At 43.7% G+C, this 26,301-nt stretch carries 21 protein-coding genes; 16 read left to right on the forward strand and 5 right to left on the reverse strand.

Features of this window, described 5'->3' with window-relative positions; genetic code table 11:
- The first annotated feature begins 14 nt into the window (after window positions 1-14).
- Window positions 15-341, forward strand: a complete 327-nt coding sequence (locus tag EAE92_RS02230) for a hypothetical protein (protein WP_214066891.1) — start codon at window positions 15-17, stop codon at window positions 339-341.
- Between the two features lie 42 nt (window positions 342-383).
- On the opposite strand, the gene yigL is transcribed toward EAE92_RS02230, so the two are convergent.
- From yigL to recQ, 3 genes are read right to left on the reverse strand one after another with little or no spacing between them, the layout of a single operon-like run.
- Complete coding sequence (gene yigL, locus EAE92_RS02235; protein ID WP_214066892.1) at window positions 384-1,184, reverse strand: sugar/pyridoxal phosphate phosphatase YigL; 801 nt, start codon at window positions 1,182-1,184, stop codon at window positions 384-386.
- Window positions 1,185-1,206: 22 nt separating this feature from the next.
- Window positions 1,207-2,205, reverse strand: a complete 999-nt coding sequence (pldB, locus tag EAE92_RS02240; protein ID WP_214066893.1) for a lysophospholipase L2 — start codon at window positions 2,203-2,205, stop codon at window positions 1,207-1,209.
- Window positions 2,206-2,219: 14 nt separating this feature from the next.
- Window positions 2,220-4,046, reverse strand: a complete 1,827-nt coding sequence (gene recQ, locus EAE92_RS02245) for an ATP-dependent DNA helicase RecQ (protein ID WP_036809981.1) — start codon at window positions 4,044-4,046, stop codon at window positions 2,220-2,222.
- Between the two features lie 449 nt (window positions 4,047-4,495).
- Here recQ and EAE92_RS02250 point away from each other — a divergent pair, with 449 nt between their 5' ends.
- The 15 genes from EAE92_RS02250 to EAE92_RS02320 all read left to right on the forward strand — a co-directional run bounded on the left by EAE92_RS02250 (window position 4,496) and on the right by EAE92_RS02320 (window position 22,666).
- On the forward strand, window positions 4,496-6,319 hold the full coding sequence (locus EAE92_RS02250; protein ID WP_214066894.1) for an IucA/IucC family protein: 1,824 nt from the start codon (window positions 4,496-4,498) through the stop codon (window positions 6,317-6,319).
- 50 nt (window positions 6,320-6,369) lie between these two features.
- The gene (locus EAE92_RS02255; RefSeq protein ID WP_422616045.1) at window positions 6,370-8,613 is read left to right on the forward strand and encodes a TonB-dependent siderophore receptor; all 2,244 of its coding nucleotides are present in this window, start codon (window positions 6,370-6,372) and stop codon (window positions 8,611-8,613) included.
- Window positions 8,614-8,681: 68 nt separating this feature from the next.
- Window positions 8,682-9,698: an iron-siderophore ABC transporter substrate-binding protein gene (locus tag EAE92_RS02260; protein WP_214066895.1), complete on the forward strand. Its 1,017-nt coding sequence runs from the start codon at window positions 8,682-8,684 to the stop codon at window positions 9,696-9,698.
- Window positions 9,695-10,708: a FecCD family ABC transporter permease gene (locus EAE92_RS02265; protein WP_214066896.1), complete on the forward strand. Its 1,014-nt coding sequence runs from the start codon at window positions 9,695-9,697 to the stop codon at window positions 10,706-10,708. The genes EAE92_RS02260 and EAE92_RS02265 overlap by 4 nt, the downstream gene beginning before the upstream one ends.
- Window positions 10,695-11,738, forward strand: a complete 1,044-nt coding sequence (locus EAE92_RS02270; protein ID WP_214066897.1) for a FecCD family ABC transporter permease — start codon at window positions 10,695-10,697, stop codon at window positions 11,736-11,738. The genes EAE92_RS02265 and EAE92_RS02270 overlap by 14 nt, the downstream gene beginning before the upstream one ends.
- Window positions 11,738-12,550, forward strand: a complete 813-nt coding sequence (locus EAE92_RS02275; RefSeq protein ID WP_214066898.1) for an ABC transporter ATP-binding protein — start codon at window positions 11,738-11,740, stop codon at window positions 12,548-12,550. The genes EAE92_RS02270 and EAE92_RS02275 overlap by 1 nt, the downstream gene beginning before the upstream one ends.
- A gap of 176 nt (window positions 12,551-12,726) precedes the next feature.
- Entirely contained in the window at window positions 12,727-13,503 is a 777-nt protein-coding gene (fhuF, locus tag EAE92_RS02280; protein WP_214066899.1) for a siderophore-iron reductase FhuF, read from the forward strand.
- 175 nt (window positions 13,504-13,678) lie between these two features.
- Window positions 13,679-15,223, forward strand: coding sequence for a pyridoxal phosphate-dependent decarboxylase family protein (locus EAE92_RS02285; RefSeq protein WP_214066900.1), 1,545 nt, complete (start codon window positions 13,679-13,681; stop codon window positions 15,221-15,223).
- 32 nt (window positions 15,224-15,255) lie between these two features.
- The gene (locus EAE92_RS02290; RefSeq protein ID WP_214066901.1) at window positions 15,256-16,557 is read left to right on the forward strand and encodes a lysine N(6)-hydroxylase/L-ornithine N(5)-oxygenase family protein; all 1,302 of its coding nucleotides are present in this window, start codon (window positions 15,256-15,258) and stop codon (window positions 16,555-16,557) included.
- The gene (locus tag EAE92_RS02295; RefSeq protein ID WP_214066902.1) at window positions 16,557-18,974 is read left to right on the forward strand and encodes a GNAT family N-acetyltransferase; all 2,418 of its coding nucleotides are present in this window, start codon (window positions 16,557-16,559) and stop codon (window positions 18,972-18,974) included. The genes EAE92_RS02290 and EAE92_RS02295 overlap by 1 nt, the downstream gene beginning before the upstream one ends.
- Before the next feature lie 162 nt (window positions 18,975-19,136).
- A complete protein-coding gene (locus tag EAE92_RS02300) occupies window positions 19,137-19,532 on the forward strand; it encodes a DUF6088 family protein (RefSeq protein ID WP_036809950.1) in 396 nt (131 codons plus the stop codon).
- On the forward strand, window positions 19,525-20,475 hold the full coding sequence (locus EAE92_RS02305; RefSeq protein ID WP_214066903.1) for a nucleotidyl transferase AbiEii/AbiGii toxin family protein: 951 nt from the start codon (window positions 19,525-19,527) through the stop codon (window positions 20,473-20,475). The genes EAE92_RS02300 and EAE92_RS02305 overlap by 8 nt, the downstream gene beginning before the upstream one ends.
- A 258-nt stretch (window positions 20,476-20,733) precedes the next feature.
- Entirely contained in the window at window positions 20,734-21,204 is a 471-nt protein-coding gene (locus EAE92_RS02310) for a thioesterase family protein (protein WP_036782681.1), read from the forward strand.
- Between the two features lie 111 nt (window positions 21,205-21,315).
- Window positions 21,316-22,206 (forward strand): EamA family transporter RarD, encoded by an 891-nt coding sequence (rarD, locus tag EAE92_RS02315; RefSeq protein WP_105394938.1) that lies wholly within the window; start codon window positions 21,316-21,318, stop codon window positions 22,204-22,206.
- A gap of 7 nt (window positions 22,207-22,213) precedes the next feature.
- The gene (locus EAE92_RS02320) at window positions 22,214-22,666 is read left to right on the forward strand and encodes a GNAT family N-acetyltransferase (protein WP_181150144.1); all 453 of its coding nucleotides are present in this window, start codon (window positions 22,214-22,216) and stop codon (window positions 22,664-22,666) included.
- Window positions 22,667-23,090: 424 nt separating this feature from the next.
- On the opposite strand, the gene corA is transcribed toward EAE92_RS02320, so the two are convergent.
- Window positions 23,091-24,041 carry a magnesium/cobalt transporter CorA gene (gene corA / locus EAE92_RS02325; protein WP_065388998.1) on the reverse strand — a complete coding sequence of 317 codons (951 nt, stop codon included), beginning with the start codon at window positions 24,039-24,041 and terminating at the stop codon, window positions 23,091-23,093.
- Between the two features lie 95 nt (window positions 24,042-24,136).
- Window positions 24,137-26,299, reverse strand: coding sequence for a DNA helicase II (uvrD, locus tag EAE92_RS02330; protein ID WP_479687648.1), 2,163 nt, complete (start codon window positions 26,297-26,299; stop codon window positions 24,137-24,139).
- Window positions 26,300-26,301 lie beyond the last annotated feature (2 nt).

Here is a 26,301-nt window from a genome sequence, read left to right on the forward strand (position 1 = left end):
ATCCACAAGTAGGCATGGCAGAAAAAACTAACATTCTTTTCCTCAAAGTCTACGGCCTGGACGAGAACAATCAACTTATCGGGCGTGGTTTTATCCCTAACGTCAGCAGTTATTCTTTTGCTTTTTTAAGTAGTGGCAATGATAAAGCTCTGGCGGTCGCCTTTATGGTGAAATTCTTATTAAACGGCAAAGAAGCAGTCAGTAAGGTGGATTATAAACGTCGTGAACCGCTTATTTGGTGGAGTAAAGATAAAAGACCCGCCGATTTAGACGCTCAAATTTCATTGATTCTGGCAGAATTGGATCGCTTAGGTCCCCCTGATGAAGAAGAAAACAAATGAAAAAACAGCGCCAATAGCGCTGCAATTACGGTGAATAATAAATTAAACCTGATACATTTTGCACAAATAATGGGAAACCGCATCATCAGCGTTTGAGCCAATCACTTCCATATCTGGCAAGATATCTTTCAAACGCTGGTGAGCATCCTGCATAATGCAGCCCTTACCTGCTACCGTCAGCATTTCAAAGTCATTCATGCCATCACCAAAAGCAATACAATCACTCAATTTATAGCCTATAGATTGGGCTACCCGCTCAAGTGCATGACCTTTCGACACCCCACCCGCCATCACTTCCAGGCAATTGCGCAACGAGAAACTCACATTGACTCTATCGCCCCAACGCATTTTGATTTTCTCTTCCAACACAACCAATAGATCATGATCTTCGCAGGTAAAATAAACTTTGCATACATCATCGGTTTTGAAGTTGTCACGCTCAAAAAGTTGATAATGAAACACGGATTCCTGAAAAAACTCTTTCTGCTCAGGGCATTCACGATTCATATACCAGTGATCATGGCAGTAATAATTCGTCAGAATATCAGCGTTATCAAACTCCATTAGACACAATTCATGCACAATCTCAGGATCAACATTGTGACTGAAAACCAGTTCACCCACAGCGTTGTGTACCCGAGCGCCATTGGAAGTGATCATATAGGCATCAATACCAAGAACATCTCGGATTTGCGCAACGTCTACATGATGACGACCAGTGGCAAAAATAAAATGAATGCCTTTATTGGTCAGTAAATTAAGGGTTTCCTTGGTGTAAGAAGTTAATTTGTGATCAGGGGACAGCAAAGTGCCATCTAAATCTGAAGCAACAATATGATACATAGTTATAGTTCCTATAATTGAATCAATTCCGGTCAAAAAAATCACAAATGGCATTAAGTGCCTGGCTACGTAATTTATCTTTTTCAAACAGGATCTCATGACGCGGCCCTTGAATAATCAAAGGTGACTGTCCTTCGATGAAATCCTTCACTTTGTTATGTGATTCACAAAAAGCCCGTAATTTCCAATTGTTAACGACCTTATCTTCACTGGCTTTTAAAATTATCAATGGTGTCTCAATTTCTCCGGCTTTTTCTATCAGCATGTCGCCAATCCAAATACTTTCCCGTATCCAGTGATATGTCGGACCACCTATACGTAATTCCGGATAATCCACGTAATAACGGAGGTAACGGCTATAACGTTCGTAACTGTGTGTCAGAAGGTTTATCGAATAAGGCAACGGACGCCATTTCCCAGTTAGCACTGCATAATGGTTACGCATATCCGGCCGCTTTTCAGCCCGGTTAACCAGGAAAGTCGCCAACCAACGTGGCATGGGAAAGTTAATACCAAACATAGGAGCACAAAGGGCTGCTGCATCAAATATCTGGCTGTGACGTAATAAAAATCCCCCTAATATTGCCGCTCCCATTGAATGGGCTAACGCATAACAGTGAGAATAATGACGAGGAAGAATTTCTTTTTCGATAAATATTTCAACGTCATTAATATAGTCATCAAATTTTTCTACATGCCCTTTTTGTGGATCTGCAAGCATCCTGCTGGATCGCCCCTGTCCACGATGATCAATAATAAATACGTCATAGCCAAGGTGATAAAAATCAAATGCCACTTCCGAGTATTTGATATAACTTTCACTACGACCTGGAAAGATAACAACCGATCTATAATTTTTTATTGTTGCACAAAAACGGACATAACGTATCAGTATATTATCTATACCGATAAACTCACACTCTTCCCTGACCTGCCAAAAGTCTAATAACGGCCCGTTGGCAAAAGCAGAGAACTGTGCCTCACGATTGAGCCAGCTTTCTTTTAACATTTCTGGCGTCATCAATTATCCTCAGACTATTCAAGCTCCTCTAGATGTTCACAAATTAAGGCCATAAAGACGTTACCAAAACGCTCCAATTTACGTTGCCCCACGCCGTTGATTAATAACATTTCATCAGCCGTAACCGGGCATTGTTCTGCCATTTCAATCAACGTGACATCATTAAACACAACAAAAGGCGGGATATTTTCTTCGTCAGCAATAGATTTCCGTAATCTACGTAACTTGGCAAATAGTTTGCGATCATAATTACCACTATATGATTTACTTTGCTGATTACGCCCTTTCAGATTCTGTATTCGTGGAACAGCCAGTTTTAGTGAAACTTCACCACGCAATATCGGACGCGCAGCTTCCGTTAATTGTAATGCAGAATAGTTGGCGATGTTTTGACTGATAAAGCCTAAATGAATAAGCTGCCGCAATACACTAATCCAGTGTTCCTGACTCTGCTCTTTACCGATACCATAAACCGGTAAATTATCATGTCGCATATCACGGATACGCTGATTATTCGCGCCTCTAAGTACTTCAACAATATAGACGATACCAAAGCGCTGTCCAACCCGGTAAATACAAGAAAGCGCTTTTTGGGCATCCACTAAACCATCATAATTTTTCGGCGGATCAAGGCAGATGTCACAGTTACCACAAGGGGTTTGCTTACTTTCACCAAAGTAGTTCAATAACACCAAACGGCGGCAAGTTTGCGCTTCGGCAAAAGCCCCCATCGCATTGAGCTTATGCCGCTCAATATCCTGCTGTGTACCCGCCTCTTTCTCTTCCAGACAACGGCGAAGCCATACCATATCCGCGGGATCATAAAACAGCACCGCTTCCGCCGGCAAACCATCACGTCCAGCACGTCCCGTTTCCTGATAATAGGATTCGATATTACGTGGAATATTGAAATGCACCACAAACCGAACATTAGGTTTATTAATTCCCATACCAAATGCCACGGTTGCCACCACTACCTGCAAATCATCACGTTGAAATGCATCCTGCACCCGCGCACGCTGGCTGTTGTCCAACCCGGCATGGTATGGCGCAACACTTAAACCACGTTTTTGTAAACGCTCTGATATCTCTTCAACTTTGTTACGGCTGTTGCAGTAAACAATGCCGCTTTTACCTTTTTGACCGCGAATAAATAGCCACAGTTGATCTAATGGTTTGTATTTTTCTATCAAGGTATAACGGATATTGGGACGGTCAAAACTGCTGATATGGATAAGTGGATTATTAAGATTCAGTAGTCGGACAATATCATTGCGGGTAGTTTCATCTGCGGTCGCCGTCAACGCAATGACAGGTAATGTCGGAAAGCGTTGCCTTAGCTGTCCCAACGCCCGATATTCCGGCCGGAAATCATGGCCCCACTGTGAAATACAGTGAGCTTCATCCACAGCCAGCATTGCGGGTTGCCATTCCAGAAGTTGTTCAAGGAAGTTATCCATCATCAAGCGCTCAGGGGCGATATACAGCAATTTAACCATTCCCTGACGGCAACGCCGGATTACATCAATTTGCTGTTCACGGGCCTGAGTTGAATTCAAGCAATCCGCCGCAACGCCATTTGCCCGCAGTTGATCCACCTGATCTTTCATTAAAGAGATCAACGGCGAAACAACCAAAGTTACCCCTTCCTGTACCAGCGCCGGAATTTGGTAACACAATGATTTACCGCCACCAGTCGGCATAATGACCAAACAGTCACGCCCTTCAAGAATGGTATTGATAACTTGTTGCTGGCCAGGCCGGAATTGCAAATAACCAAAGGTTTTCCGCAATACCTGCTCTGTCAGTGATATCGTATTAATGACCTCTGCGGTAGACACGCTTTTCCTCAACCATATTAAAAAATCACAGACGCTTTTCAAAACGTCTGGGCATTATGCTATCTCACTCTCGAAATAATTACAGCATGTCATTGAACATCATCTCGGTATAAAAGCAGGTTTAATTAAAGGTTACAGCCGATCAAAAATTCTCCCCCAATTCATCTTACTCATCCCAATGCAGCGCCATAACGCCGCATTTTTGACTGCTATTTAGACAAAAATAGAGTAAATCCTTACACTTACACAGTTGTTAATGATAATAATTTGTATTAATGTTATCAAAATTGAATACCCCAAAAGTCACCTGTCTAAGAGAATCGGAATGAATACCAGGAAAAAGAATGCTTATATTCGAAAGTTTCAGAATTAAGCGTACCGATTTGTTTCCAGTGTATAGCGACTATGTTGGATAGGATTTTTGATTATGAATAGGGATTGTTATCACCATGAGTTCACTACATATTAACTCTGATAATCACACTCTGCACCTCAACGCAGAGAACTGGCTCCATGCCAATCGCCACCTGGTGACAAAAATATTACGTGAGCTGTATCACGAAAAATTGATTAATCCTACCTATCATGGACAGCAACAGTATTCTCTGGCAATAGGTGACTACCAATACCATTTTCAAGCGGAGGCTTATCAGCTCGATCATATTGATATTGATGCCGCATCCGTAACCAAATTCAAGGAGAAACAATCTCAGCCGCTTGATGCCATTCAACTGATTATTGAGTTGTATTCGCTATTGGAAATCCCGGAAAAAATGCTGCCGATTTATCTCGATGAGATATCTAGCACCCTCTACGGTCACGCTTTTAAATATCAGTACAACCGACTGACAGCCCAAGATTTAGCTCATGCTGATTATCAAGTTGTTGAAACGGCAATGAGTGAAGGCCATCCGGTCTTTATTGCGAATAATGGCCGCATTGGTTTCGATGCCGATGATTATCAGCGCTATGCGCCTGAAAGCGCCAGCCCGGTGACTTTAATCTGGATCGCGGTTCATAAGAATAAAGCCACTTTCTCCGCGCTATCCGATCTCTCATACCAACAATTAATAGAAGAAGAGCTAGGGAAATACCTGCCGGCGCAATTTGAACGTCATCTTAATACGTTGGGATTATGTCCATCAGATTATTATCTGATGCCTCTCCATCCCTGGCAGTGGCAGCACCGTATTGCCATCAGCTTTGCGGCAGATATTGCCAATAATAATATTGTTTATCTTGGCGAAGGTCATGATCGCTACCTCGCACAGCAATCTATCCGTACTTTCTTCAATATTACTCAACCGAAGAAGAACTACGTTAAGACCGCCCTCTCGGTGTTGAACATGGGCTTTATGCGCGGGCTCGATCCACACAGCATGGTCACAACCCCATCAGTCAACGAATGGCTCAGTAACTTAGTCCATAATGACAGTTTCTTCCAACAGAAAGGTTTTACCGTATTACGGGAACGTGCTGCTCTCGGTTATTTCAATAACTACTTTGAATCAGCTATTAAAAAAGACAGTCCACATAAGAAAATGTTGTCAGCGCTGTGGCGCGAAAGCCCAATGACGCTGTTGAAAGATAACCAACGCTTGATGACAATGGCTTCATTGCTGCATGTTGATCATCAAGGTAATTCCGTCATTGCCGCTTTAGTAAAGGATTCAGGTTTAAAAGCAGAAGAGTGGGTGTCACGTTATCTCGATGCTTACCTTTCTCCATTATTGCGCTCTTTCTTCACCTATGATCTGGTGTTTATGCCACATGGCGAAAACCTAATGTTGGTATTGGATAATAACAGCCCGACAAAAATGTTGATGAAAGATATTGGTGAAGAAATTGCTATTTTGAATGGCGATCTTCAACTGCCTAAAGAGATTAATTTCCTACATGTCACTATCGAAGACGACATGAAGATTAACTATATCTTCCTTGATATTTTCGATTGTTTCTTCCGCTATCTGATTCCACTGTTGCAAAAAGATCTCAATCTACCAGAAGAGCATTTCTGGTCACTGGTTGCACGCTGTGTCCATAATTATCAATCACAACATCTACATCAGATTGAGAAATTCCGTAAGTTCGATCTGTTTAAGCGGGAATTTGTTCGTACCTGTCTGAATCGTCTGCAAATGGCGAATAATCAACAGATGATCGATCTCGACGATCGTGAAAAGAATCTCAAATTTGCCGGAACTTTAGTTAACCCGCTATACGCTTTACGCCATGAATACTCGGTTACTCTTCATCAGACCGAACAGCAATAAATAAAAATATCAACATAGATAAATACCAAAAGACTTAATTTGGGGATGTAATGAATAGTAAGAAAGTGATGTATCCGTTTTTGCAAAAGGATTTTATGATTAAAAAAACAGCTCTTGCAATGACTATACAGTTAGTACTGATGGGAAATAGTTATGCCATCACGGAAAGTGCGCAAAATACAAGCGATAAAACCACTGCCCAAAATGACAAGATACTCGTCACTGCTTCACGAGCAGAACATGAAGGCGTGACCGAAGACACCGGGATGTACAATACCACTTCGATGGTCACCGCCACCGGACTGAATCTTTCAGCGCGTGAAACGCCACAGACCGTCAGTGTCGTGACCAAACAACGTATGCTTGACGAAAATCTGGACAGTGTTAATAGCGTCATCGATAGCACAACCGGTATGAGTGTACGCCAGTTTGATAGCGATCGTTTCGGGTTTACTTCTCGTGGCATGAGCATCAATAACATCCTGCGTGATGGAGTTGCGACCTACTACGATACCCGCTTTAACTATGGTGACAATCTTTTAGATGCTGACCTGTTTGATCGTATCGAAGTGGTACGTGGAGCAGCCGGTTTGATGGTCGGCCCAGGCAATCCTTCGGCAGCCGTTAACCTGATTCGTAAACGTCCGACCCGCGATTTCCGTGGTGAATTCTCTGCCGGAGCGGGTTCTTGGGATAAATGGCGCACTGGCCTTGATCTCTCCGGTCCGTTAAATGACAGTGGCAACCTACGCGGGCGTTTCGTTACAGCCTATCAAGCGGCCAACTCCTTTATTGATCGCAATAACAACGAAAGATACCCGTTCTATGGCATTCTTGAAGCGGATTTGACAGAAAATACCTTGCTGACTATAGGCGTGGATTATCAACGTAATCACACCCGTGGCGGTATGTTCGGTGGTTTGCCGATCTACTTTGCAAACGGCAGCAAAACAGACTATAAACGCAGCGATAGCTATGCGCCTGATTGGGCTTTTTCAAAAGTTCGGACCTTCTCTACTTTCACCAGCCTGCAACATAACTTTGACAATGGCTGGAGTATAACGGGCACCTTTACTTACGATAATAACGCTTTGGACCAAAAAGTGCTGTGGGCGACAAGTTTTCCTGACCGTAGCACCAATATTGGTATGGTGCCAGGTAACATGACACTTATTGATGGCAGTCGCCGTCAGCAGAACTACGATCTACAGGTGAATGGTGACTACCGGTTATTTAACCGTACCCATCATGTCAGCTTCGGCTTAAACCATCAGCAACAGGATTTCCAAAACGATTACTTCAACGCAACCTGTATGCTTACACGTCCAAATAGCTGTCCAGGAATAGGTGACTTCACCTCTCCTGGCTGGCAATATCCTGAACCAGAGTGGAGTAATACGCGAACTTATGGCTCGAAAGGCCGTAATGAACAGACCGCAGGTTATGCAGTCACTCAGATTTCTCTGGCAGATCCATTGACCTTGATCCTCGGCGGTCGGGTAACCAGTTGGCAAACACGCGGTGATAATTTCAATACCCCACAGAATGCCAGCTATAGTGACGAATTTGTTCCTTACGGTGGGTTGATCTACAACATCACTCAAGACTTGTCGGTTTACACCAGTTACACCGAAATATTCAACCCGGAAAGCCACCGTGACCGCAATAATAAATTGCTTGCCCCAGTGTCCGGACAAAACTATGAAGTGGGTCTAAAAGGTGTCGTCTTCGATAACAGTCTTGATTACTCACTGGCAGTCTTTGAAATCCGTCAAGATAACCTGCCATTAGTAGATAACAATGCTCCGAGACTACCGGATCTCTCAATTCCTCGTTATACAGTGGATGGCACCAAAACCCGCGGGTTCGAAGCAGAAATTAGTGGTCAACTGACGGATAACTGGCGCCTATATACTGGTTACACGCAATTCCGGGCAACAGATCCTAATGGTGTACGAATCAATTCCAATACGCCAAACAGATTGTTTAAACTGTTTACCACTTACACCCTGCCAGGCGCGATGAGCAATCTGACCATTGGTGGCGGTGTTAACTGGCAGGATAAAACTTGGTTAACAGTTGATGGGCCTGGGAAGACATCCATGCAAGCGGAACAAAACAGTTTCGCGGTGATTAACCTGATGAGCCGTTATCAATTCACACCGGATCTCTCTTTGACGGTTAACCTGAATAACGTCTTTGATAAGACCTACTATACTCAGTTCGGCCAATATTCTCAGTATTACTATGGCGCACCTCGCAACATTGAAGCGATCTTGCGTTATAAGTTCTGAGTTTAAAGTCATAATGACACTGCGGACGGCGAACCTTATGTTTCTATTTATTTGAAGGAAGGCAAACAATGAAATTGAAGCGTTGCAAAGGGTTTGCCGTACCGCTGATGCTATTGATCAGTCTGTTGGCTGGCTGTGATAAGTCAGCCAGCACAAACAATGCACCGTCAGATAAGCCCGGCTATCCCAAACAAATTACTACCGCATTGGGTACGGCGGTGATTACACATCAACCTCAGCGGGTTGTCGCCCTCGGCGCGGGAGCGGAAGATATCGTACTGGATCTCGGTATCGTGCCGATCGGTATTGAATCCCATCGTTGGGGCGGAGATGAACAAGGCTATCTGCCGTGGTTTAAACAAGCGGTGCAACAGCGGGGCGGAACTTTACCCACCGTAATAGACATGTATCCTGAGTTGGACATTGAGAAGGTCATTAACCTTAAGCCTGATCTGATTGTGGCAACCCAATCAGGCATCACCCAAGAGGTTTATAACCATTTATCACATTTCGCCCCAGTGATCGCTTATCCTTCTCATCCCTGGCTTACGACACCACAACAACAAATTGAATTAATTGCTCGTGCGCTAGATAAGCAGTCGCAGGGAGAAAAACTCACCACCGAGCTGAATGCCACATTACGTGAGGCAAGCGATACCATCCCACATATCAACCGCTATACTTTCGCCTACATCAAAGCGGGTATCAGCAGTAATATGCTATCGGTATATGTCAAAGGCGATCCACGCGTCGATACCTTAGTCCATCTTGGTTTAACGCTACTACCATCGGTTAGCACACTGGCCGATCCCTTCGGCAGTTTCGCCGCCAATATAGGACTGGAAAATGCGGATTATCTTAATGGCGCTGATATCTTAGTAACTTGGTTCAATAATGAACAAGAACGTAAAGCAGTGGAAGCACAGCCGTTATTTCAGTCCATCCGAGCTGTACATCAGGGAGGTTATATTCCGCTAACCGACCAATCACTGGTTGTTGCTATGTCTTACGGTACACCGCTTAGTTTGCGCTGGGGTTTATCACAATTTATGCCGATTCTGGCAGAGGCAATTAAATCATCATGACAAATCCTAAACGCCGATTCCTACTGCTGCTTGGCTTAGGTCTCATGATACTACTGACCTTGATTTGTATTGTCGCCAGTCTGAGTCTGGGCGCCAAAACATTGCCACTCTCAACCATATGGCATCACTATTGGTTAGGCGACAGCGGCAGCTATAGCGATCTGGTCATCAATGCCCGCAAACCCCGCACGTTAATCGGCATTATGGCTGGCGCCGCACTGGCGCTTTCCGGGGCCGTAACGCAAGGATTGCTGCGTAATCCGTTAGCCGAACCGGGCTTACTCGGTGTTAACGCCGGAGCGGCTACGGTGGTTGTCAGTTTCTCTTTCATCCCCATGCTGGATGAACTTCCGCGCTTCTGGACAGCATTTATTGGCGCAAGTCTGGCTACATTGCTGTTCTACCTGCTCAGCGGCGGACAACGTAATAGCAATCCGGCACGCATGGTATTAACCGGCGCCGCCATTAACGCCTGCTTATTTGCTTTTGTGCAAGGCGTTGTATTAATGAATGCCCATGTATTGGATAACTATCGCTTCTGGACCATTGGATCGCTCAGTGCAATGTCTCTGGCAGAAGCAAGTTCACTGATACCTTATCTGTTATTTGCCTTGATATTGACCCTTTCACTCAGCTCTTCCCTGAATGTAATGGTGTTTGGTGAAGGTATCGCCAGTTCGCTTGGCGCTAATGTTGCCCGCACCCGCGTATTGTCACTTATTTCTGCCACCATGCTGGCGGCGGTGGCTACCGCGATGGCGGGACCTATTGCCTTTATCGGCTTGGCTGCGCCTCACTTGATGCGGGCTTTAGTTGGCAGCGATTTCCGCTGGCTACTGCCCTATTGCTTGTTCGCTGGGCCTTGCCTCTTGCTCACTTCCGATATATTGGCACGGTTGGTAATAGCCCCCGGGGAGATCATGGTGGGAATTATCACTGCGGGAATCGGTGGGCCGTTGCTCTATCTGGTGATTAAAACCCATCGTGGAGTTAATTATGTCGCAGATTAACCTATCTAGACCGGCAAAAACTCGAACCTTTATGTTGGGAACCGCTGTTTTTCTTGTACCTCCACAACGGACTCAAAGAGCCATCTTATTGATATTGTTACTGCTTGCAGCGCTGTTTTATCTCTCTCTGGCATTGGGTAAGCAAGGTATCGATACCCCGTGGCTAGCAACCTCAACTCCTTATCAGGAATTTATTCTCACACAGCTACGCTTACCCCGCGCATTAGTGGCTATCGGCGCAGGTGCAACTCTGGCACTCTCAGGTTCACTTTTCCAACTGACAACCCGCAACGCACTCGGTAGTCCAGATATTATCGGCGTTAATGCCGGCGCTGCTGCTGGCATAGTCGCCACATTGATCATCTGGCCGGGAGTATTGCCGATTCCTTTAGGTGCGCTGCTAGGGGCCAGCTTTGCAGTATTATTGGTCTACGCCGGGAACATTAGTCGCTCTGGACAAATGCAGACAACCAAGATTGTCATCTCCGGGATTGCTATCGCCGCTCTCTGCATGGCATTTGTTAATTTCGCTATTTCGAATGTACGTCTTGAGCAAGCACAGCAACTCGCTTCACTGCTGCACGGCAGCCTCGCCAACCGAGGTTGGCAAGATGTTGGGTTAATTTATGGAACGATACTGTTTGCCCCTTTTCTCTTTTGGTTAGGACGGCAATTAAACTACGTCAATCTCGGCTATGAAGTTGCTAATACGCTCGGAGTACCAGTCCGTACAATTCAGCTTATGAGTCTATTACTGGCGGTACTACTGGCCTCTATGGCGGTACTGGTTGTCGGGCCAGTGGCGTTTATCGCACTTTCCGCGCCGCAAATTGCCCGCCGCCTGGTACGGGCAAAAGGCGCTGCTCTGTTCTGCTCCGCATTGGTGGGAGCATTACTACTACTCGCTTCCGATTTAATTACTTTGCTACTTCCTACTTCGGCACGTCTGCCAGCAGGCGTTATCACCGCAGGGGTAGGCGGTGTCTATTTGATGTATTTGCTGTACGCTGAATTAAGGAGGACAAAGTAATGTCACTTGAGATGAATTCCTCAACTCGCGCTTCACGATTGACTGCCCAAGATCTTTCGCTGGCATACGGAAAAAAGACGATTGTTGAGTGCTTGAATATTGCTATTCGTGATGGTGAATTCAGCGTCATCATTGGCCCAAATGGTTGTGGAAAATCGACCCTGCTACGCGCCATTAGCCGAGGTATCACCCCACAGCACGGTGAAATTCTGCTCGATGAGCGCAATATTCGACATTACAAACCCAAAGCGGTAGCACGTGAGCTATCTCTGCTAACACAAGGGGCAGTCATCACCGAAGCGTTGACCGTATACGATTTGGTTTCACGTGGGCGTTACGCTCATCAATCTTTTTTACGACAGTGGTCAGCAGAAGATGAACAAGTCGTTAATGAAGCTTTACATGCCGTCGAACTCCAGGATATGTCACATCGGTTAGTGAGTGAACTTTCCGGCGGCCAGCGTCAACGCGCCTGGTTTGCAATGACATTGGCACAGCAAACACCGATCGTACTGTTAGATGAACCGACCACTTATCTGGATATCACTCATCAGATTGAAATGCTCGATCTCTGTCAGCGCCTACATTTACAGGGAAAAACGTTGGTGCTGGTACTGCACGATATCAACCTGGCACTACGTTACGCTTCACATTTAATTATGATGAAGGATGGTAAAATTTATGCCGAAGGGGTACCAGAAGAGATTATCAACGAACAGAGTATCGCCGATGTGTTTGGTCTCCCTTGCCGTATTATTTGTGATCCAGAATCAGGTAAACCATTGATTATTCCCAAATATAACCCCGTCTGAGCCGGGAATGAGCTGCCTATATTGCTGTATTAACAAGCAATATAGGCGCCAAAAAGATTTACTACTTGATAATGACAATGATAATAATAATTATTATCATAATTATATTTACAATGATTAGTCATATGTAAGATACTACAATCAGGCAGTATGAACATGTAAACAGGGAGTTGGTGGTGTCAAATACAAACAATTCAATTACCCCTTTAACCACAGTGGTAATTGAAGATATTATCCAGTTATTTGAACAAACGTTTAGCCATTTTACTGCCACCATGAGAGTAAATGCAGATAATATCCCTGCTGCCAGCATGAGTTTTCTCCAATGGTCAGATACAAAGAAATTTCCGGTATTAATTCAACGCTATCAGGATGAATATTACGGTGACAACAATATAAAACCTAACCAAAAAGCGCTGTATTCTTTATGGGCGCAATGGTATTTTGGTTTGGTTATTCCCCCAATGATGTTAATGTTGCTGGAATATCCACAAGCAGTGGATACCCATTACAATCTTTTTCGGGTTGAATTCCATGACAGTGGCAGGCCAGATATTGTTTACTATAATTTAACTTGGTTGAATGAAGCGCCTTCATCATTACTCCATCGTCATTATTCTCTGTTGGATCGACATATTATTCCTGTATGTGAAAAGATCGAATCATATCAAGGGATAAATGGACGGCTCCTATGGAATAATATCGGTTATATTATGCATTGGTATCTTGCTGAATTCAGCACAAGAATAAATAGCAAGTTATATCAAGAGATTATAAATGGTCTTTTCATGGAGCCACAACTACCTGACGGTAGAGATAATCCACTTTATCGTACTGTTATCTTACGCCATAACAATATGCAACGTCGCACTTGTTGCCAAAGAAATAAACTGCCTGGCGTCGGTAATTGCCATGATTGCCCTTTGGAATCCAAGGTAGAAAGCAGACACTAACATTCTATTCTATAATTTTTAATTCTTATCTGTTCCGGCAGAAAGAGATTATTATGATTTAATCGCGCTACTATTCAACAGTTATTTAATCTAACCAAATACTACACATAATAAAATCAACTATGTTGGGCAATAACCAAATAATAACCTATATATGAAATAATAAGGACATATAATGTACGGAGACACTCTGCTATTAGACCATTCACTCACAAAAGATAGTCATATGACGGACGAAGATTTTTCCAGATATTTCTTAAATATGCATAGTGCTGGAGACTATCTCGATGACGCTTATAATGTCATTACCAGAATAAAGAGAATATTACAGCAGGTGGATAAGCCTTTCAGTGGGATATTGCCCAATGAGTTATCTCCACTATTTTCTAAAGTGAATCTAGATCTCCCCCTTACCTCTTTAAACCAGGCTTTAGATGAATTGCAGCAACTTTATATTAAAGATGCTGTTTATTTTCATCATCCAAAGTATGTGGCTCATCTTAATTGTCCATTGGTATTACCCGCCGTTCTGGCTGAAACCATTATTGGCGCGATTAATTCCTCATTGGATACCTGGGATCAAAGCGCTGGCGGGACACTAATAGAGCAAAAAGTTCTCGACTGGACACGAGATAAAATGGCATTAGGTACAAATGCCGATGGTATCTTTACTAGTGGCGGCACCCAATCAAATCTGATGGCAATGCTACTAGCACGGGACCATTTTTGTCATCAGCGCGATCCTGAACATAAAAATCAGCTACATGGTCTGCCGGCGGATTTCCATAAACTGCGTATTTTTACCTCGACAGTCAGCCATTTCAGTACACAAAAGGCTGCCGCTATCCTTGGTTTGGGATACAACGCCGTGGTTTCTGTTCCTCATGACAGTGAGTTCCGTATGGACCCTCAAGCATTGGAACAAAACATTAGCCAATGTATCGCACAAGGCAACATTCCTCTCGCCATTGTCGCTACGACCGGCACCACGGATTTCGGCAGTATTGATCCACTTCACCCTATCGCTGCTATCGCCAAGCAGTATGGTATCTGGCTACATGTGGACGCGGCATACGGATGCGGTTTACTGGTTTCGCCTCGTCGCGCTTATCTACTGGAAGGCATCAATTTAGCGGATTCTGTCACGGTGGATTACCATAAGTCATTCTTCCAGCCAGTCAGTTGCAGTGCTTTCTTCGTCAAAAATAAGAAACACTTATCCCATCTGACTTATCATGCCGAATATTTGAATCCGCTAAGTGCGTTACAAGAAGGCACACCCAATCTGGTCAATAAAAGTATCCAGACAACTCGTCGTTTTGATGCATTGAAAATGTGGCTGACATTACGAATTATGGGCGCAAAACGACTTGGACAAGCTTTTGATAAAGTAGTCGATACCGCTCAGGATGCCTATCGGTTAATGGCGCAGAATCCCTATTTTGAACTTATCCATTATCCAGAGTTAAGTACTTTGGTTTTCCGTTTTATTCCTAAACAAAAATTACCCGCTACAGATATTGATGCCGTCAATGCGGCCATTCGTAAGGCGCTATTCCGTGAAGGCAATACCGTCATTGCGGGTACCAAAGTCAATGGCAGACAATATCTGAAATTTACTTTCCTTAACCCGGCAACAAACCAGCAACATTTACAAGAAATTGTGCACAACATTGTAATGCACGGAAATGATTTTCTGGCAACCCATAATAACAACTAAACGAAGATTAATACTGTTCACCAGGAGAAATTATGACAACTCGCCTTTATGATTTTATCGCCATTGGCATAGGCCCTTTTAATCTCGGACTGGCTTGTTTAACTCAGCCGCTAAAAGACGTTCATAGCCTGTTCATCGATCAAAAACCGGGCTTTGACTGGCATCCGGGAATGATGATGGAAAACTCCACCATGCAAACCCCATTTATGTCAGATCTAGTGACCTTGGCATCACCCACGCACCCACTTAGCTTCCTTAATTACATTAAGCAGAAAGGAAGAATATATTCCTTTTATATCCGAGAAAGTTTTTTCCTGATGCGTAAGGAATATAACCAATATTGCCAGTGGGCGGCAGAACAGTTATCCAATTTACGCTTTAACACACGCGTTGATAGCATCAGTTATGATGAAGACGCTTCGCTATATACACTACATTGTTCAGATACGTTAACTGGACAACAACACCAATTTATTTGTAAAAAATTGGTATTGGGTACCGGGCCTTCACCTTATATTCCAAAGTGCTGCCAACCCTTCTCTGATCAGATGGTGACATCGGGTAATTACTTGAAGAGCAAAGAAGCCTTACAACAAAAGCAATCTATTACCGTTCTGGGTAGTGGGCAAAGTGCAGCGGAGATTTTTTACGATTTACTCAGCGATATCGATAAATTCAATTATCAGCTTAATTGGCTTACCCGTTCACCACGTTTTTTCCCGCTGGAATATACCAAACTGACTCTGGAAATGACCTCGCCAGAATATGTAGATTATTTCTATAGTCTCCCGGGAGAAAAACGTGATGCATTAAATCTGTCCCACAAACAGCTTTATAAAGGTATCAACAGTTCATTAATCAACGATATTTTCGATTTAATGTATACCAAACGATTAAACGGTGAATTAAACGTTAATTTATATACTAATAGTGAATTACAACAAGTTAGCCATGCTAACAATGGCCGTGACCTAACATTGGCATTATTCCAACACGAGCAGGAGAAAGCATTTTCTCTCGATACAGAAGGGGTCGTTCTGGCAACCGGCTATCAATACCAAATTCCAACTTTTATTGAAGGTATACGTCACCTTATCCATTGGGATGAAAAAGGACGTTATGCTGTACAACGTAATTATAGCATCGATCAGAGCAACACCATTTTCATACAGAATGTGGAGTTACATACCCACGGTTTCGTCACGCCGGATCTGGGAATGGCCTGTTATCGCAACTCCTGCCTGATTTATGAAATTACCGGTATTGAACATTACCCGATTGAGAAAAGTATTGCTTTCCAGCAGTTCAGCGTCGACACCGAAGGAGCATGCTAATGTCCGTCTTTAATCCTACGCTATTTGAAAAATCCTTGCCTGAAATAGGCAGTTTTGCATTACGTCCACTGGATCTAGAACGGGATATTCCCATATTAACTGACTGGGTTAACCGGGATTACGCTCATTATTGGGGAATGCAAGATAATACCGAACAACAAGTATGGGAATTTTATCATGATTTAGAATCCCGCCATCCGGGCAGTGTATTTATTGGCATCTATCAGGAACAACCTGCTTTCCTATTAGAGTGTTATCGCGCACAAGATGATCTGATTGGAAAATATTATCCAGCACGCCCAGATGATATGGGAATGCATATTCTGGTTGCCCCGCCGCAAGAAAAAATCAGGCATTTCACTTGGGGAATTTTCCAAACCATCATGGCCTTTATTTTCAGCGATCCTGCCGTGGCTCGAATTGTGGTTGAACCTGATATACGCAATGAGAAAATTCACAAGCTTAATCTGCGGGCGGGTTTTGTTTATCAGAAGACATTGGGATTACCTCATAAAACAGCCAAATTAGCCTTTTGTACCAGAGAACAGCACCAGATTGCGTTACAGCGGGAATACCAAGCGACAACATCAACCCCCCCGGGTTCATTGGTGACAAATGCCACACATTTGCAACCCGCCGTCTGGAAAAAAGTTAATCGTCTGCACTTGTGTAAAGCGATTTCTGAATTTTCACATGAATGTTTACTCACGCCTCAACAGTTAACTGAAAAAACAGACAGTGACGGATATCACCATTACCGTTTGGATAGTTACCGTTTGAATAGTGCTGACCATCTGGTGAGCTATACTTTCCGGGCGCGGCGCATGGCTCTGGATCACTGGCTGATTGATGCCGATTCGCTACAGAAACATGCCAACGGGGAAATAGCAGAACTCGATTCCTTACTCTTCATTATTGAGTTCAAACAACAACTTGGCATTAGCGATGTTGTCATGCCCACCTATCTGGAAGAAATTACCAGTACTCTCTATAGCAGCGCTTTTAAGCATAACAGAATCGGTATCAGTGCAATGGATCTCGTGAACACCGATTTTCAGGCGTTGGAAGGAGAGATGATGGAAGGACACCCCTCTTTCGTCGCCAATAATGGCCGGATTGGTTTTGATATCGGTGATTTTCAGAACTTTAGTCCCGAAGCCGCCTCTGCTATGCATTTAGTATGGCTGGCCGCACATAAGAGCAAAGCTCATTTTGCTTGTATAGAGCAACTCAACTATCAACAGTTGCTGGAACAAGAGCTAGGCACAGCCACAGTCACTGAATTTAACCAGCGGTTAATCGCGCTTAACCTTAATCCAGAAGACTATTTCCTGATGCCAGTTCACCCCTGGCAATGGCAGAACAAGTTGGCATCAATATTTGCGCCTGATATCGCTAATCAGAAATTGGTCTATCTTGGTATTGGTACTGATACCTATCAGGCGCAACAGTCAATCCGTACCTTATTCAATCGCACTCATCCTCAGCGATATTACGTGAAAATGGCGTTATCTATCCTGAACATGGGATTTATGCGCGGTTTATCACCTTATTACATGGCGACGACACCGGGCATTAATGACTGGCTATTCGATTTGGTAACACAAGATCCGATCTTGCAACATTATCGTTTTAAAATTCTACGAGAAGTCGCCAGTGTTGGATTCAAAAACAGCTATTACGAGCAAGCAATCAGTAGTGATACGCCTTATAAAAAAATGATGGCGGCACTGTGGCGAGAAAACCCATTGCAACTCATTGAACCTGGGCAACAAGTGATGACAATGGCTGCGTTATTGCACAGTGATCAGCAAGGGAATGCCCTGTTGCCTGCGTTAATTTCAGCATCCTGCCTGTCCACTCAAGAATGGTTGCGCCGCTATTTAGAGAGTTATCTTGCGCCACTGTTACACTGTTTGTACGCTTATGATCTGATGTTTATGCCACATGGCGAAAACATCATCATGGTATTGGAAAACCATATTCCACAGCACATCTTCATGAAAGATTTGGCTGAAGAGATTCTGGTCATGAATCCCGACGCTGATTTACCGGAAAAAGCGAGTCGAGTCAAAGTGGACATGCCAGAAGATATGAAAACACTGACCATCTTATCTGATGTGTTTGATGGTATATTCCGCTATCTGGCTGCCATACTGGATGAACAGGGTGACTATTCACAAGATCTTTTCTGGCAAGCCGTAGCAGATTGTATTTTAAGCTATCAGCACAACCATCCCGAATTGCGTGAACAATTTGTGCGTTACGATCTGTTTACACCGGAGATTAAACGCTGCTGTCTAAACCGCCTGCAAATCGCGAATAACCGCCAGATGCTTGATTTAGCTGATCCGGCTCAAAGTTTACAGTTTGCTGATAATCTGATTAACCCAATTGCCAAATTTGGTCATTCGTAAAATAGAGCTATCAATGAGCATGGAAAACGGTGCCTCATCCGTAACATGCTCACTATTCTATTAAGGCAGTACCTACAGTACTGCCTCAGACCGCTGACAAATGTTTGCTGTTAAAAATGTCGTATGCTTGCTATGATGAAAAAATAGCCAAAGGAGGACGGCATGACTACAAAAACTCGTATTCAGTCACGACTGAAACGCTCAAAGCGTTATGTTTTCACTCGTGACGATTTCAAAGATCTCTCAGGCTACGATCAGGTTGGTAGAGCACTTCGCGAACTGGTGAAAGAAGGGCAATTACTGAAAGTGGGTTATGGGATCTATACCAAAGCGCGGCAAAACGCGATTACCGGGAAGTTAATGCCTGCGGCACCCGGTGGTTCCGCTGCGGTGGTGATTGAAGCACTGGAACTTCTGAAAGTGGATTATCGCCTGGTAGGGGCCAGCAGTGCCTACAATAACGGTAAATCCACTCAGATCCCCGCTTCGCTGGAAATCAAAACTTCACCGCGTTTTAAGAGAATCTTGTCAGTAGGGAACAGCAAATTAAATGGATGATTTAACAAAATTATTCCCTGATGTTGCGGATGCGTTGGGGATTGAATCTGTCGCAATTGTAGAGAAAGATCATTACATCGTTGAATTGTTGCGTCTACTCGGGCCTTTGACCTTTTATACCCATCAACTGGTTTTTTCCGGAGGAACTGCGCTGTCGAAAGCGGGAATATCCTTGAACAGGATGTCAGAAGATGTGGATATCAAGTTGGTTCCTGTCGCTGATTTCTCACAACAATACTCCAGGAATCAGCGTAAAAATATCCGTAAAGATATTATTCAGGTAATTACTGAAACGATTATGGCTTCGGGTACTTTTCGTTTTGATGAAGAGCATCCTAAAGTCACTCGGGATGAATATCGTTACAATGAGATTCCAGTGCGTTACCCGCAAGTATACGCACAAGCTCCCTGCTTACGACCATTTATCAAACTGGAATTGATGGAAACGGAGTTGCTTGAAGCGCCGGAAGCTCGTGATATTCGTTCACTGATAACAGATTTGACGAACAAGGGCGAAGTGGTGGGCGCTTTTCCATGTGCCACCATCGCCAGTACACAGGCTGAAAAGCTGATTTCTATGATACGCAGAACAGCTGCAAGTATGCGGCATCTGGAGCGTGGAGTGGATAAGTCACTGGTACGCCATATCTACGACAATTTTTGTATTGTCAGAGAAAAAGGATCTGATATCCCTGTATTAAAGCGCTTTGTACAGGAATGCATTAAGCAGGATATTGAACGTTACGGTAACCAGTACCCACAGTTCTGCGAATCTCCCATTGAAGAACTAAAAATGGGGCTGGAAGAGTTAGTGAATAATCCTGTTTATAAAGAGCGCTATCAACAATTCGTCGTGCCAATGGTGTTTGATGAACGTCTGGTCTCATGGGAAGAAGCCTGTACCTGTTTCCGCCGAACGGCATTAGATGTGCTTGATGCATAGAGCCAGGGATATGCTCGGATGTTGGTATCTTATCCGACAGTGTTTGTCCTGATTCGAGTCCCAAAACCAAGCGTGACGAAAAAAAAGCACAGATCCGTTTCAGCTTACCTATAGTTGTATTCAATTATGTTTATTCAGATTATTACCAGACATTCCTTATGAACTGGCAAGGTTAGCAATAAAAGCATAATATTAACAAGCCATTAACCATATAAAGTCACATTGGTAACATATATCTTTATTTAGGAATAAAATTAAATGTCTACAACACTACTAACCCTGGAAGAAGCCCGGCAAGTGATTGGTCATGCTTTTGTTCACGATATGCCTTTTAACCAATTATTAGGACTTGAACTAATCCGGTTTGAACAAGATTACGTAGAAATACAATTCCGTAACCAAAGTAAACTAGTAGGTAATATCGCACAAAAAATTTTACATGGTGGTGTCATTGCCTCAGTGCTGGATGTATGTGGTGGATTGGTCTGTATCGGTAACGCCTTGACCCGTCTGGTACCGGCATCACTAGAAGAATTAGAAAAACGATTATCAATAATGGGAACAATTGATTTACGCGTGGATTACCTACGGCCTGGCCGCGGTGAACTATTTACCGCCACCAGTAGCATTATCCGTAATGGCAACAAAGTTTCTGTCGCCAGAGCAGAACTACATAATGAGCAGAGAGCCCATATCGCCAGTGTAACGGCGACCTATCTGGTAGGATGACAATATAATTTTAATCGCTTGCGTAATATTCAGCCCGGTGACATATTATTTTCATGTTAACGGGCTAAAAACCCATGACACTCTTTCCACCTTTATTAGCATCAGGACGATATGAATAAGCCACAAACTACCAAAGGAGTACTGTACGCTTTCAGTGCCTGTTTTATCTGGGGAATCGCGCCAGTTTATTTTAAACATATCCAGCAAGTACCTGCTGACGAAATCCTGACCCATCGTATTATTTGGTCATTTTTCTTTATGTTGCTATTGCTAACATTAACTCGTCACTGGTCACAGGTAGCCAAGGTTTTCCGTCAACCTAAAAAAGTATTATTTCTGGCCGTAACGGCCACTGTCGTCGCCTGTAACTGGCTGATCTACATCTGGGCGGTGAACCACGGTCATATGCTGGAAGCTAGCCTAGGTTATTTTATTAGCCCATTGGTTAACGTTTTATTCGGTATGCTGTTTCTCAGTGAGCGTTTCCGACGCATGCAATGGGCTGCTGTTATTCTGGCCTTCACCGGCGTGTTAATCCAGTTATGGCAATTTGGTTCTATACCGGTCATTGGATTAAGTTTGGCCGTCACTTTTGCCCTATATGCCCTGCTGCGTAAGAAGATGAATGTTGACGCTCAAACGGGCATGACGATTGAAACACTGTGGTTACTGCCGATTGCCGCCATTTACCTATTTGGTTTTGCCAACACCCCAACTAGCGATTTGAGTAATAACTCAGCAACTCTCAATTTATTTCTGATTGCCGCAGGCATTATTACTACTGTGCCATTACTGTTATACACGGAAGCCGCTGCCCACCTGCGTCTCTCCACACTCGGATTCTTTCAGTATGTCGGCCCAACGCTGATGTTCTTGCTAGCAACCTTGGTTTATGGTGAACACATAGGCACTGACCGTCTGATTACTTTCGGCTTTATCTGGGCTGCATTGGTGCTGTTTACACTGGATGCAGTGTATACACAGCGTAGATCGCAGAGATAGTAAATTAATGAAAATAACCATCAGATTAGCCAATACCACCGAACAGATCGCACTTGAAGCTCTGCAATTACGGGCGTCTCTTATGTGGGAAGAAGATAGAGAATTATTACTAGCAAATCCCCACATGATAGAACTGCCTATAGAGCATATTGAAGCAGGGTATGTTTATGTTGCAGAACAAGCTAGCGTAATTCTAGGGTTCAGTGTTGTATTGCCTCAATCTGATGGAAATGCTGAACTTGATGGATTATTTGTTGAACCGACCTTTTGGTATCAAGGCATTGGCGAGCAATTGGTGCAAATCGCATTGAATGATCTTCATATAAAAGGCAAAGCATCATTACAGGTGATGGCTAATCCGCAAGCAGAAGGGTTTTATATTGCCCTTGGATTTAAACACTTGGGAAAAGAATATACTCAGTTAGGAACAGCAATTCGTATGATTAAATACATACGATGAGATAAACTAATTTTATTTTGTAAATTAATGCCTTTTATCGTCACATCTATTTTATCTTTAATAATCAAATACTTTTTTTCAAAAAAATATTTTGACTTAATTCATCCTGTTTTCACATTTAATATAAAATTGTAGGATTAAGGTTAATAATATTTCAATTAAAGAAATTAAAACCTAGACTACATTAAAGATAGAAAACAATAATAAAATCTTATTTTAAAACAAAAAGCAATCCAATTTATATAGCCAATCAGAGATTATATAAACCATATAGAAAAGCATTTTAGCATTAATGTTAAGATTGTTTCCACTCAATAATCAATTTTTTAAAATAAAACCCAATACTTCACAAAAACATTATTAAATCATTATCGTATTATCTCTGTTATAGCCGCTATAATACAATTATTACAGCGGCTATATATTAAAGCCAATTCTTGCGCTTAAAATAGAGATACGGTGCAAGACCGGCAGCAATCATTAAACCAATTGCGCCCGGATAACCAAATGTCCAATGTAACTCCGGCATAAATTCAAAGTTCATACCATAACTGGACGCCACCAGCGTTGGCGGCAGGAATACCACAGAGACAACCGAGAAGATTTTGATAATCCGGCTCTGCTCAATATTGATAAAACCCATTGCCGCCTGCATCAAGAAATTAACTTTCTGAAACAGGGATTCATTATGTGGCAATAGCGATTCAATATCCCGCAATATTTCACGGGCCTGCTCCAGTTGATCACCCGGCAAACGTGCTCGCCTCACCAAGAAGTTAAGCGCGCGCTGAGTGTCCATAAGACACAAGCGAACTTTCCAGCCGATATCTTCCTGTTCAGCAAGACTGGATAAGGCAATATCAAACTCATCACCCTGTTTCCCTTCCATAATGACCCGGCTCAGGGATTCCAGCACACTGTAAATATTTTCGATAACATCAGCCAACTGTTCGATCTTGGTTTCAAACAGATCCATCAGCACTTCATAAGCATTGCCATCAACTAATGTCTGATTACGAGCACGCATACGATACAATCGGAACGCAGGGAGCTCCCGCTCTCGCAATGTATAGAGACGACCATCACGAATAGTAAATGCAACTGTTGCGTTGCCAGCATGGTCTTCCGCGTCTTCAAAGTAGAAAAACGAGTGAACGTGTATCCCGTCTTCATCTTCAAAAAAACGCGCCGACGCCTCAATGTCATCCAGTTCCGGTCGGGTTGCCAGAATTTGGCCTAATTCGTTTTGAACTTGCAGCCTATCTTGCTCTGCCGGTTCAACCAAATCTACCCATAAGGAATCAGATAACTTTTCTCCCTCTTCAAATTCAAGACGGAGCAGGCGATTATTCTCTAACTTAAATGCGCTCAGCATGTATCATAAGTCTCCTTTACTCCCTACGTGATCGTAAGGCGCGAATGTTACGCTTAGAAGAAAAAGCCTGTCAACATTCAACCTGGATATTATTTCTAGACCATTTCAAGTCTGGCATAAGCAGCAACCAGCCACTTAATCCCTTCCCCTTGAAACGCGATTTGCAATCGGCTATGTTCACCACTCCCCTCCATATTGACAATGGTTCCTTCACCAAATTTAGGGTGACGAACACGTTGTCCAAGGGCATAACCGCTATCATTGGCACTGATAGGCGTGCCCAACCGACTATGGCTAACTGGACGAGATACTGTCGCTCGTAACCGAACTTCTTCAATACATTCTGACGGCAGTTCCCCAATAAAACGAGATGGCCGATGATAAACCTCTTTACCATATAAACGGCGACTTTCAGCATAAGTGATGGTCAGCTTTTCCATTGCTCGTGTCAGACCCACATAAGCCAAGCGACGCTCCTCTTCCAGACGTCCACCCTCTTCAATCGACATCTGGCTTGGGAACATGCCTTCTTCCATGCCAACAATAAATACTTGTGGGAATTCCAGTCCCTTAGCCGAATGTAATGTCATTAGTTGCACTGAATCCTGATAGGCATCAGCCTGCCCTTCTCCCGATTCCAACGCGGCATGGGAAAGAAACGCCTGCAATGGCGTCAAATCTTCATCCTCTTCCTGATAGCTAAACTGGCGAGTCGCGGTGACAAGTTCTTCAAGGTTTTCAATACGCGCCTGCGCTTTTTCACCTTTTTCCTGCTGATACATCGCTCGCAGGCCAGAATCACGGATAACCCTGTCAGTCTGAACATGCAATGGCATCTCTTCAGTTTCTGTCGATAACGCGTCAATCAGTTCAATAAAACGTTGTAAGGAAGCAGCGGCACGCCCGGCCAGCACTTTCTCTTGCAGCAATATCTGGCAACAGTCCCACAAGGTTTGCTGCCGCTCCCGCGCCGCCTGGCGCACAATATCTAACGTTCTGTCACCAATACCACGAGTGGGCGTATTCACTACACGTTCAAACGCCGCGTCGTCATGGCGATTGGCGATCAGACGCAAGTAAGACAGTGCATCTTTAATTTCCTGACGTTCAAAGAATCGTTGACCACCATAAATACGGTACGGCATTGACGCCTGTAACAGAGCCTCTTCCAATACACGAGATTGAGCGTTGCTGCGGTAAAGTATGGCGCAATTTTTCAGAGCGCCCCCATTTTCAAGCCAGTTTTTTATCCGGCTAACCACATAGCGGGATTCATCCAGTTCATTGAATGCACAATAAAGGGAGATTGGTTCACCCTCTACGCCATCAGTCCACAGATTTTTACCCAAGCGATCACTGTTATTGGCAATCAATGTATTGGCAACTTTCAAAATATTACTAGTGGAACGGTAATTTTGCTCCAAACGGATAGTTTCCGCACCAGAAAAATCTTTCAGGAAACGCTGAATATTCTCAACTTGCGCACCGCGCCAACCATAAATAGATTGATCATCATCCCCGACAATCATCACTTTGCCTGTTTCCCCTGCCAACAGATGAATCCAGGCATATTGAATACTGTTAGTGTCCTGAAACTCATCCACCAGAATATTAGTAAAACGGCCACGGTAATGTTGCAGGATCTGAGGTTTATTCAACCACAACTCATGCGCTCGCAGTAAAAGCTCGGCAAAATCCACTAACCCGGCCCGATCACAAGCCTCCTGGTAAGCTTGATAAATTTTCTGCCATGTCGCCTCAACAGGATTGCCATAACTTTCAATATGCTGTGGCCGCAATCCTTCATCTTTTTTGCCATTGATATACCACATGCCTTGACGAGCGGGCCATTGTTTATCATCCAAATTCATCGCTTTGATAATGCGCTTAAGCAGACGATGTTGATCTTCGCTGTCAAGAATCTGAAAATCCTGTGGCAAATTGGCATCCAGATGATGCGCTCGTAACAAACGATGAGCCAAACCGTGGAACGTACCAATCCACATGCCGCCTTGACTGGTGCCGATCAAGTTTTCAATCCGATGGCGCATCTCCGCAGCCGCTTTATTGGTGAAGGTCACGGCCATAATGGAAAATGGCGAAGCTTTCTCCACCGACAACAACCAAGCAATTCGGTGTACCAGCACTCGGGTTTTACCACTCCCCGCGCCAGCTAATACCAACATATTGGTCCGCGGAGCAGCTACAGCTTCCCGTTGTTTGTCATTCAGACTTTCGAGCAGATAGGAGACGTCCATAG

The sequence above is a fragment of the Photorhabdus hainanensis genome, assembly GCF_018448965.1.
Taxonomy (GTDB): Bacteria; Pseudomonadota; Gammaproteobacteria; order Enterobacterales; family Enterobacteriaceae; genus Photorhabdus; species Photorhabdus akhurstii.